At 32.7% G+C, this 12,089-nt stretch carries 7 protein-coding genes and 2 pseudogenes; 6 read left to right on the top strand and 3 right to left on the bottom strand.

Going from position 1 to position 12,089, the window contains the following annotated elements; all coding sequences use genetic code 11:
- The 3 genes and pseudogenes from DYE57_RS02050 (at position 1) to DYE57_RS02040 (ending at position 3,864) form a co-directional block, all read left to right on the top strand.
- Positions 1-1,002, top strand: a pseudogene (locus tag DYE57_RS02050) (thiazole biosynthesis adenylyltransferase ThiF).
- Between the two features lie 106 nt (positions 1,003-1,108).
- Entirely contained in the window at positions 1,109-1,723 is a 615-nt protein-coding gene (gene uptA / locus DYE57_RS02045) for an undecaprenyl phosphate transporter UptA (RefSeq protein ID WP_115312684.1), read from the top strand.
- Positions 1,724-1,899: 176 nt separating this feature from the next.
- A complete protein-coding gene (locus tag DYE57_RS02040) occupies positions 1,900-3,864 on the top strand; it encodes a fructose-1,6-bisphosphatase (RefSeq protein WP_115312683.1) in 1,965 nt (654 codons plus the stop codon).
- 68 nt (positions 3,865-3,932) lie between these two features.
- Here the strand turns inward: DYE57_RS02040 and DYE57_RS02035 are convergent, their stop codons facing one another.
- Complete coding sequence (locus tag DYE57_RS02035; protein ID WP_115312682.1) at positions 3,933-5,720, bottom strand: cation:proton antiporter; 1,788 nt, start codon at positions 5,718-5,720, stop codon at positions 3,933-3,935.
- 351 nt (positions 5,721-6,071) lie between these two features.
- On the opposite strand from DYE57_RS02035, the gene DYE57_RS02030 reads away from it, so the two are divergent.
- Positions 6,072-7,121, top strand: a complete 1,050-nt coding sequence (locus DYE57_RS02030; protein ID WP_115312681.1) for a YkvI family membrane protein — start codon at positions 6,072-6,074, stop codon at positions 7,119-7,121.
- A gap of 139 nt (positions 7,122-7,260) precedes the next feature.
- Positions 7,261-8,694: an aldehyde dehydrogenase gene (locus DYE57_RS02025; RefSeq protein ID WP_115312680.1), complete on the top strand. Its 1,434-nt coding sequence runs from the start codon at positions 7,261-7,263 to the stop codon at positions 8,692-8,694.
- Between the two features lie 61 nt (positions 8,695-8,755).
- On the opposite strand, the pseudogene DYE57_RS02020 reads toward DYE57_RS02025, so the two are convergent.
- Positions 8,756-9,711 (bottom strand): annotated as a pseudogene (locus tag DYE57_RS02020) (metal ABC transporter solute-binding protein, Zn/Mn family).
- Positions 9,712-9,874: 163 nt separating this feature from the next.
- On the opposite strand from DYE57_RS02020, the gene DYE57_RS02015 reads away from it, so the two are divergent.
- Complete coding sequence (locus DYE57_RS02015; protein ID WP_115312679.1) at positions 9,875-10,156, top strand: GNAT family N-acetyltransferase; 282 nt, start codon at positions 9,875-9,877, stop codon at positions 10,154-10,156.
- A 195-nt stretch (positions 10,157-10,351) separates the two neighbouring features.
- Here DYE57_RS02015 and DYE57_RS02010 read toward each other — a convergent pair whose 3' ends face one another.
- Positions 10,352-11,845 (bottom strand): aldehyde dehydrogenase family protein, encoded by a 1,494-nt coding sequence (locus tag DYE57_RS02010; protein ID WP_115312678.1) that lies wholly within the window; start codon positions 11,843-11,845, stop codon positions 10,352-10,354.
- Positions 11,846-12,089: the final 244 nt, after the last annotated feature.

Raw genomic sequence — 12,089 nt, 5'->3', positions numbered from 1 at the left:
ATGTCACGTTATGAAAGACAAATAAGGTTTAAATCACTTGGAACGGATGGGCAAAGATGCCTGTCTTCTTCTCGCATACTCGTCTTCGGTGCCGGTGCTTTAGGTAGCCATATCATTGACCAATTAGCACGTATGGGTGCTCACCATTTTGCAGTAGTTGATATGGATATCGTAGAAATATCAAATTTACATCGTCAAACATTATTTGATGAATCAGATGCTTATACACTTACTTCAAAGGTTGAAGCCATTAAGAAAAAAGTTCATCAAATTAACTCTGAGATTGATATTACCACCTTTGATAAGGAAGTCACTTCTTCTAATATTGAAACACTCATCGAAGATACACAACCAGATATCATCATTGATGGTATGGATAATTTTAAAGTTCGCTTTTTAATCAATGAAGTCAGTCATAAATATCAAATTCCTTGGATATACGGTGCCGCTGTTAGAAGTAAAGGTTCAGTTTATGGCATTGATCATCAAGGACATTGTTTAAAATGTTTAATGCAAAGTATTCCAAATACTGGGGGAAGTTGCGCTATCAATGGTGTCTTGCCCCCCTATTATTTCAATAGTTGTGAGTTATGAAGTAGCAGAAGCCGTCCGTTATCTTTCTGGAAAAGGATTTTCTAAACAGTTAATCACTATATAGATGCATTTAATTTCAAATATAAAGCGCTAAACATCGATATTCTTAAAAATAAAGACTGCCCGGTGTGTGAAAAAGAACATTATAAATTGCTTGAGACTAAACAAGAAAGCAATATTGAGTCTATGTGTGGTAATGCATGTCTTTTTAGATTTCCTCAACAAGCGTTTGAGCATGCGGAATATTTTCCTGGAAATATTGTTAAATCAACTTCATTTGCTAAATTAATTCATTATGCTTCATATGAGTTTACACTCTTTAAAGATGGACGAATGAATGCCTATGGAATTCATAGTGAAGAAGAAGCACATGGTTTGTATCACACTTTATTAAAGTCTTTACGTTAATCCGAGTATTTTTGTTGCCTTTTTAAAACGTTTCTTGTTAATATATTTATAATGAGCATAATCAAAACGGCATAATGTTAAATATAAAAGGAGAAACAAAGTTTATATGGAACAAATCATTACTGATTTTATAAGTAAGTGGGATTACACAGCAATCTTCATACTAATCTTACTTGAGAACGTCTTACCTGTCGTTCCCTCTGAGATTATTTTAACGTTTGCCGGACTACTTTCTGTAAAGTCACACTTATCTATTTGGACATTATTAATTATTACGACCATCGCTTCATTCATCGGTTTACTAATCTTATACTACATCTGTAGATTAATTTCAGAGGAAAGATTATATCGCTTTGTAGATCGTCATGGTAAATGGATGAAGCTAAAGAGTAAAGATTTAAAGCGAGCGAACGATTGGTTTAAAAAATACGGTGCTTGGGCAGTTTTATTATGTAGATTTGTGCCAGTACTTCGTGTGTTAATCACTATCCCTGCAGGTGTCAATCGTATGAATGTCGTTCAATTTACTGTGTTATCGTTAATTGGTACAACGATTTGGAATTTTGCTTTAATATTACTTGGTAGATTATTAAGCGATAGCTTTGGCGCTTTAATGAATGGTATACATACATATTCACGAATTATGTATGTACTCATTATTGTTGCAATTATCTACTTCATTATCCGCTACTTCATGAAACGTCGCAAAAGAGTAAAATAAATCTTAAGCTAAGTTATCCATCAATTGAATGGTTTACTTAGCTTTTTTTAATAAATTTAAATTTTTAGTACGCAATCATTGAAAAATAAGTACTTTTTCAAGATAATTTATGTAAGCGCATTATTCATAATGTATATGTACATACGGTCGGAAATAATAATCAGAGGTGACTAAGCATGACCCATATTACAGAAAGTGAAATGAAACGAAAATATTTAGATTTACTCTCACAAAAGTTTGATAGTGCAGAAAAACTAGCTACTGAAATTATCAACTTAGAGTCTATCTTAGAATTACCAAAAGGAACCGAACATTTTGTCAGTGATCTTCACGGCGAATATGAATCATTCCAACATGTGTTAAGAAATGGTTCAGGTAACGTCCGCGCTAAAATTAATGACATATTTAAAGACAAACTTTCTCAACAAGAAATTAATGACTTAGCAGCTTTAGTTTACTATCCAGAAGAAAAATTAAAATTAGTCAAAAATAACTTTGATTCCATTGGCAAATTAAATGAATGGTACATCACTACCATCGAACGTTTAATTGATTTAATTACATACTGCTCATCAAAATATACACGTTCAAAACTACGCAAAGCTTTACCTGAACAATTTGTCTATATCATCGAAGAACTCCTTTATAAAAGTAATGAGTTTCATAACAAGAAACCTTATTATGAAACACTGGTCAATCAAATTATAGAATTAGAACAATCTGACGACTTAATCATCGGTTTGTCGTATACTGTACAACGTTTAGTCGTAGACCATTTACACGTGGTAGGTGATATTTATGATCGTGGACCAAAGCCAGATAAGATTATGGATACATTGATTAACTACCACTCAGTAGATATTCAATGGGGTAACCATGATGTACTATGGATTGGGGCTTTCGCAGGTTCAAAAGTGTGTCTAGCTAACCTTCTACGTATTTGTGCGCGCTATGATAATTTAGATATTATCGAGGATGCATATGGAATCAATTTACGTCCTTTACTCACCCTTGCTGAAAAATATTATGACACAAACAATCCTGCCTTCAAACCTAAGAAACGACCAGATAAAGAAGTGAGCTTAACTAAACGCGAAGAAAGCCAAATAACAAAAATACATCAAGCTATTGCGATGATTCAATTTAAACTAGAAATGACTATTATTAAACGTCGACCTTCTTTTGAAATGGAAGAACGTTTAGTCTTAGAAAAAATTGATTATGATAAAAATGAAATTACAGTTTATGGTAAAACATATCCACTTAAAGATACATGTTTCCAAACTGTCGACCCTAAAGATCCTGCAAAACTATTGCCTGAAGAGCAAGAAGTCGTAGATAAATTATTACTCTCATTCCAACAATCTGAGAAATTACGACGTCATATGTCATTCTTAATGCGTGAAGGAAAGCTTTACCTACCTTATAATGGTAACCTTCTTATTCACGGATGTATTCCAGTTGATGAGAATGGGGAAATGGAAGCATTTGAGATAGAAGGCGAACGATTAAGTGGGCGTGAACTTTTAGATGTCTTTGAACATCATGTCAGAGAAGCCTTTGACCATAAAGAGTCTACGGATGATATTTCAACGGACTTAGTGTGGTACCTATGGACAGGCAAATATTCATCTTTATTCGGTAAACGTGCAATGACAACATTTGAACGTTACTTTATTGAAGATAAAGCATCTCATAAAGAGATTAAAAATCCTTACTATCACCTTCGTGAAGATGTAGATATGATTCGTAAGATGCTCAAAGACTTTGGTTTGAATCCTGATGAAGGACGTATCATTAATGGACATACACCAGTCAAAGAGATTGATGGCGAAGACCCAATAAAAGCAGATGGTAAAATGTTAGTCATTGATGGTGGTTTCTCTAAAGCTTATCAATCAACTACAGGTATCGCCGGATATACCCTACTCTATAATTCATTTGGTATGCAACTCGTAGCTCATCAAGAATTTAATACTAAGGAAAAAGTATTAGCTGTAGGTGCCGATGAATTATCAGTCAAACGTGTTGTAGATGAAGAATTGCAACGCAAAAAAATAAGAGATACAAATGTCGGTAAACAATTGCAAGATCAAATTGATATTCTAAAAATACTTATGCATGATAGATACTTAAAATAATACTAATGATTTAAATAGTCTTTATCTAATACAAAAAGAGGCAGGAACATGAAATCCCAGCCTCTTTTTTATGCATCATAAGCATTTCTTAAGATACCATAAACACCTGATTCATGTCCAGGCATTTCTCTATTACTACGTTTGAATGTTACCTCTTTATCTTCACTAATATAATAAATCAGCATATCTTTATCGGTAAGCTCGTGGTACTCTTCTGCTGGCACTTCAACAATATTGTGTTGTGTAATATAGCTATTAAACCAGCGTGGTGTATGATTCTCATCAAATAATATATGGTTTCTGATAGGCCCATTTAAATTATTTCGTGCCTGTTCATCATTAAATGATACCGGCATCATGTCCACATTATTCAAGCCAAATTCTGGCACGAGCTCATTAAATGCTAAACTATTAAAAATAAAGGATTGCGTCATCAAAATACATTTATTATAACGCAATAAGTCTGAATAAATTCTGTCACTGCTAGATAATAAATTACCGTTGAATACTTCAAATCCTGCTTCATGTGCCTTTTCAGAAGTATTTTCAAATAGATTAAACATCATGACTGGTATGCCATGGTCTCTCAAATTCACACCAAGGTGGAATGAGAACTCACTTTCCCCTACAATGATAACACCCGGTGGCTCGTTGCTTGCGACGCTTAATAATTTACTTAGAGGTGTAAAACTAAAGCCATAGATAACTACCGTAATGAATACTAAACCAAATGTAACTGGTGTAATATATTTAGCCATCACAATATGATCATCCATAAATAAACTTGAGAAGAATTGCGCTACAGTTAATACAACAATCCCTCTTGGTGCCATCATAGCAACAATTGCACGTTCCTTTTTAGTAATTTCAGTACCAAACGTAGAAACAAATACTGAAATAGGTCTAACGAGTACAATCATGACTATACTAAAGATAATTAACTGCCATGAAAGGACATTTAATAATACATCTTTTGTTAAAGAGGATGTAATTAAAATAAACACTGTACTTACAAGTATAGAAGAAGCATTATCAATAAAATGATCAGATTCTTTAAAGATTAAATCATGACGTTTTTGACGTACCATCATTAATCCAAAAATTGTTACTGCTAATAATCCGGATTCTGATAATATTTCGTCACAAGTACTAAATGTTAATAATATAAATACGAATTGAATGGGAGGCATCAAACTTTGTGGTATCTTATCTCTACGTATCAACCAATTAAATAAATATGATGCTCCAAAGCCAATAAGTACCACTGCAATCATTTTTAGAATAAAGAGAACAATGACTATAAAGCTAATCCCTTGTTCAAGGATTTGGAAAATGTAAAATGCAGTTAAAGCTAACATAGGTCCAATTGGATCTAAAATGATACTTTCCCATCTTAATACAGAGTCAACATTACGCTTCACTTTCGCTTGTTTTAACAATGGTTGAATGACTGTTGGACCTGTAATTAAGAACAATCCACCCATAACAAATGATACGGATAGTGGAAAATCTAATATCGTATGTAGTGCAATTGTGCCTAATATCCATGCAATACCTGCACCAACTGTGATAATTCTAACCACCGCTTTAGAGATACCTTTAAGCTCTCTAAAGTCTAAGTTACTGCTACCTTCAAATAATATAATCGCAACTGCTAATGAAACAATTGGGCTAAAGACATCTGAACCCAGAGCCTCCTTAGGGTTTGCGATTCCCAAAATAGGACCCACAAGTAAACCTACTATTGCCATGACAACAATGGATGGCCATTTAATTCTAGCCGCTAACCATTGACTAAAGATTCCTAATGCTAAAAATAAAACAATCGTTAGCATCACTGGTAAGTCCAATGACATACGAACACCTTCTTATAATTTTTACTTCCATTTTATATTGAATATTGACCTATACTATCAAAAATGATGTACCAATACATTATGATTTGCTTAAAAGTTTTGTAAATTTTCTAACGACATACAATGTTTCAAATTATAGTTAACCTTATCATATCTTTTACAGATACTACAGTCATTCAATCAACTTCATGCTAATTCGAGTACATCCTATTTATACAATAGTACACTTGTAATGAACTTTGCTATTTATTTTTTCTCTCATATCATCTACAATAGATTAATGTAATTTTTGAACTTTTTGAAAGTCAAATATATAAAATTTGATAGCTTTTGAAGGGATTTGTATGTTAAATGAACACTGTTAAAGAATCCATCATTGTTGCCTTCGCCTTTGTTGGCGTTGTAGTAGGAGCAGGATTTGCGACAGGTCAGGAAATTTTCCAATTTTTCACAAGTAATGGTATCTATAGTATTGGTGGCATTCTCGTTACTGGGCTCATCATTACATTAGGCGGAATTTTTGTTTTGAATACTGGCTACCGTCTTAAATCTCAAAATCACTCCGAATCCATACATTACTATTTGCATCCAATGATAGCCAAATTATTTGATATTATACTAACGATATTTCTATTCTCGCTAGCTATTATAATGACTGCTGGCGGTGCATCTACAATAAATGAGAGCTTTGGATTGCCATTCTGGTTGAGCTCACTGATTTTAGTAATTCTTATTTTATTAACTTTATTTTTAAAATTCGATCGACTGATTGCAGTTTTGGGTGGTGTTACCCCCTTCTTAGTATCTGTTGTTGTAATGATTGCAATATACTACTTTATAACAGGTGATGTTAATTTTAGTACCGCAAATGACTATTCAAATCATAATAAATCCATCTCTCCAGGTTGGTGGTTTGATGCAATCAATTATGCGAGTTTACAGATAGCTGCTGCATTTAGTTTTTTAACTGTAATGGGCGGTAAATTAAAATATCAGAAAGCAACCGTTTATAGCGGTCTGATAGGCGGACTTATTATTACTTTCTTATTATTAATGATTAATCTTGGATTGATTACTGAATTTAATCAAATTAAACATGTAGCTCTACCTTCGTTACTTTTAGCTAAACAAATATCACCATCTATTGGTATGATTATGTCTGTCATTATGGTTTTAGTTATCTATAATACGGTGGTAGGTTTGATGTATGCCCTCGCCTCTCGTTTTAGTCAACCATTTACTCAACACTATTACACATTGATTATTCTAATGACCATCATTACCTTTATTTGTACATTTATAGGATTTATTTCACTCATCAGAAAAGTCTTTCCAATAATGGGCTTATTTGGATTTATTCTACTTATCCCTGTATTTTATAAAGGATTGACACGTAAATAATATTTTAGTCAGGCAAGTTCAAATACTATGCCTGACTTTTTTTGATACTATTGTTCAAAATATCTTTAAAACAGTTGGGTATTATTTTTAAAATTAGGAAAATAAATTTGGGGAATACAACATGTGGAGGTGTGTTAACATGACAAATCAATTATTTATTAACAATGAATTTATAGAAAGTAAATCTACAGAAACGATGGATATTATCAATCCAGCTACAGGTAAAGCATTTGATACCATTACATTTGCTACTAAAGAAGAAGTAAATGAAGTAAATGAAGCGATTGAAAAGTCTAAACACGCGCAACTTGAGTGGGAACGCGTTCCGCAACCAACGCGTGCTGAGCATGTTAAATTATTGATACCTTTACTTGAAAAAAATCGTGAAGATATTGCCCAACTATATGTGAAAGAACAAGGTAAAACGTTAGCTCAAGCTTATGGAGAAATTGATAAATCTATTACCTTTATTGATTATATGACAAGTTTAAGTATGAGCGATAAAGGTAGCGTCTTACAGAATAGTGTAAAAAATGAAACTATTCAAATTACGAAAAAACCTATTGGTGTTACAGCCGGAATTGTACCATGGAATGCTCCTATTTTAGTATTAATGCGTAAAGTCATTCCTGCCATAGTTACAGGTTGCTCTATTGTTATTAAGCCAAGTGAAGAAACAACTTTACTAACATTACGTTTAGCTGAACTATTCCGTGCCTCAACGATTCCAGCAGGCTTAATTCAAATTGTTCCTGGCACGGGAGAAACTGTTGGTACTCAATTAGCAACTCACAAAGATATTCAACTTATCTCATTAACTGGTAGCATGCGTGCAGGTAAATCTGTATACGAACACGCTGCTCAAACAGTTAAGAAAGTTAATTTAGAACTTGGAGGCAATGCTCCTGTTCTTATTACTCCGTATGCCGATTTAGATAAAGCTGTCAATTACATTGTAGAAGCTCGTATCAACAACGCTGGTCAAGTTTGCACATGTCCTGAACGTATCTTTGTTCATGAAAATGTACATGATGCATTTTTAGAAAAAGTGACTCATAAAATGACAAACTTGTCTGTGGGCGACCCATTTAATGATGACACAGATTATGGTACTATCATCAATCAGAAGCAACTAGATAGTATCCATGATAAAGTTAAAGTAGCTGTGAATAATGGTGCTACGCTAGTGATTGGTGGGAATAAGTTAGATCGTGAAGGATACTTCTATGAACCAACAATTTTAGACCATGTAAAAAAAGATGATCGTGTCTTTAAAGAAGAAATTTTCGGTCCAGTCCTTGCAATTACCACTTATTGTGATTTTTACCAAGTTATTAAAGATGCTAATGATACAAATGCAGGCCTTTCTTCATATATCTTCTCTGAAAATTTACAAGAAGTAATGACTGCAAACGAACGTCTTAAATTTGGTGAAGTTTACGCCAATTGCGAAGCTGAAGAAGTTGTTAATGGTTATCATGCAGGCTGGCGCGAATCAGGTTCAGGTGGTGCTGATGGAATTCATGGCTTTGAAGAATACTACAATACTACTGTAAGTTATATTAGATATTAAAGTCAGTGTAGAGAGTAAAAAAATGCAATTTGGATATAAAATTATCCCAATTGCATTTTTACTAATTAAGCGCTTGATTTAAAGCCCCAATATTCTTTTTCATTAATGATTGATATGTCGTATTCTCATCATGTTCTTCTTTTTTAGTTAAAACTGCTAAATTATGAAAACTCAAAGGCTTAGCATGCGTTTCTTTTTTAATAACATCAGTGATCTTAGAAGAGATATTCTGTTCATATAAAATATATGGTGAATGCGTATCTTTAATGTTTCTTACAATACTTAATAGCTTTTTCTGATTTGGTTCTTCATCATTCATACCGTTAATTCCTTCTTGCTTAAATCCATAACGATGTGCCAGATATCCTAAAGAGTCATGTGAAATTATGATTTTATCTCTTTTAGTATCTTTTGTAATTTCTTTCATTTGCTGATTAATATCTGCAATATCCTTATCTAATTTTTTATAATTTTTCATATAATAACCTTGATGTTTAGGGTCTTTTTCAATTAATTTATTTTTAATTTTTATCGCAAGTTTTTATCAAGTACAGGATCTAGCCAGACATGTGGGTCTTGATTAGATGATTCATGATGGCTATGATGTTCATGTTCTTCATCGTGATTATCAGATTTGATAAAATCATTTTGACTCAATCCATCCGCTAATGGGAGTTTCATATTATTGTTCTCCATGGATTGCGTAATTTTTGAGGAAACTGGGTCTAAACGATCACTTAAATAGATAAATAAATCACTTTTGGCAATATTAATCATGTCTTTTTGAGTAGGCTTATAAGAATGTAAATCAGCACCTGGAGGATATATTGTTTTTACGTCCACATATTTGCCACCAATTTGTTGAGTAAAACTTTGGAATGCAAAAACTGTCGTATATATTTTTATTTTTTGTTGACTGGTCACATGATCTTGTTTCTTATTACTTGTAACTTGATTACATCCACTTAAAATTAAAGTTATTGATAAAGCTATCATTAAATATATCTGTTTTTTCAAAATAAGCCTCCCTATTCTGTGCAGTAATGTCGTTTATCACTATAGCGGTTACAGTGTTAAAAAGCAATAACTTTAAGCAAGTAAGTGATATAACCTTTATGATGTTTTAATTTGTCAAAAAGTGATAAATATAACTATATACATTTTAAAGGAGTGAGCATATATGGCTGAAGAAATTAAACAAGGCGATCATAAATTTTATGTGGGAGAAGATGAAAATAATCCACAAGCAGTCATCACATTTAAAAAAGTGGATAATAATGAGATTAATATTGATTATACTGGTGTTTCAGATGAACTCGGTGGACAAGGATTAGGTAAAAAATTAGTAAATAGTGTGATTGAACATGCACGCGATAATAACTTAAAAATCATCGCATCATGCCCTTTTGCTAAAAATGTTTTAGAAAAAGATGACCACGCACAAGATGTTTATTTAGGATAAATTATTATGAAATCAACCTTAAGACTATGTTTTTAAAATTTATTGTATAAAAAGCAAAGAGTCTGGGACATAAAGTTCAAAGAAGTCAGTAAATGAATTTATAATAACTCATTTACTGGCTATTTATTTAGGATTTATGTCCCAGACTCTCGTATTATAAAAATTAAATTTGCATATTTATTTTGATAATATCAATTAATATATACCTTTAGTTTGGTTACTTGTATCGATAAAGATATTTTTGACTTGTTGATAGTTTTTAATCGCATCTTTGTATACTTCTCGTCCGATCCCTGATTTTTTGTAACCACCAAATGGCGTACCTGCAGGGATTTGGTTATATGTGTTAACCCAGATACGGCCTGTTCTCATCGCTTTAGCTACATTTAGTGCACGGTTAATATTTGTAGTAAAGATACCGCCTGCTAAACCATATTCAGAGTCATTAGCAATATCAATCGCTTGTTGTTCATCGTCGAATTTTTCAACTACTACTACTGGACCGAAAATTTCTTCTTGTGCGAGTTGATGTTGATTATCACTAATTTCAATAATTGTTGGTTTAAAGAAATAACCTTTATCTAAGTCATTATCTGTAATACAATGACCACCAGTTAAAATATTAGCTTTGTCATCTTCTTGCGCAATTTTAATGTAGCTTTCAATTTTGTCTAATTGTTCTGGACCTGTTTGGGCACTCATTTTGACATCTTCGTCAAATGGATCACCAACTTTAATATTTTCAAAGGCTTCTTTTAATTTTGGTAATAATTCATCATAAATTGATGATTGTACGAGTAATCTTGAACCTGCACTACAAACCTCACCTTGATTGAATAAAATACCTAATTGAACACCTTCAACAACTTGTTCTAAGTTTGCATCATCGAAGATAATATTGGCACTTTTACCACCTAATTCTAATGTTGTAGGTACAATACGTTCAGCACCTGCTTGTGCTACACCATAACCTACATCAGTAGAACCTGTAAATGATAGTTTATCCACACCTTTGTGATGGAAAATAGCATCGCCTGATTCAGAACCTTTACCTGTTAAAACATTCACAACACCTTTAGGTAAAACTTCTTGGAAAATTTTCGCAAGTTCAATTAATGTTAACGGCGTAGAAGATGATGGTTGAATAACCACTGTGTTACCCGCTGCTAATGCTGGACCTAATTTCCATGAAGCAAGTAAAATTGGGAAATTCCAAGCTACAACTGCTCCAACAACACCAACCGGTTCATTAACTACTAAACTCATTGTATTTTCGTCAATTTCATTAACTGCTCCTTCATCAGTAGTTAATACACTAGCGAAATATTTAAATTGGTTTGCTGCTTGAGGTACATCAATGATAGATGTCTCACGATAAGGTTTACCATTTTGTAGTGACTCAATAGTAGCTAAATGTTCAACTTTTTCGTTAATACGACGGCTAATTTCTAATAAATAGTCAATACGCTCAGCTTTAGAAATCTTGCTCCAACCATCAAATGCATCTTGTGCAGCTTTTACTGCTTTATCAACATCTTTTTGACCTGCGCGAGCAACTTGAGTTAACGTTTCTCCATTCGCAGGATTAGAAACTGTTAAAGTGTCTCCACTATCACTTGCTTGGAATTCGTTATTAATAAACAAGCCATAACTTTCATCTATAAAATCTCTTACGTTAATATTTGCCATTGTAACCCATCCTTTTTAGTGATATTTAAAAGCATTATGCTTAACTTAATTCTTTTAATGTAAGCGTTTACTTTCGTAACACTTATTGTAACCTCTTTTACAGATTTAGCAAAACTATCTGTTTACAATTTTTTCAAAAAGAAGTCACAAGTGTTAAATACCCGCTTAAAAAGATGTTATTCAACGTATAAAGTTTCTATTTGAAATAAACAAAAAAATTGAACGGTATATTTAAATATGCGTT

This window comes from Staphylococcus saccharolyticus, from assembly GCF_900458815.1.
In the GTDB taxonomy this organism is placed as follows: domain Bacteria; phylum Bacillota; class Bacilli; order Staphylococcales; family Staphylococcaceae; genus Staphylococcus; species Staphylococcus saccharolyticus.
This window is presented reverse-complemented; position numbering and strand designations above follow the sequence as displayed.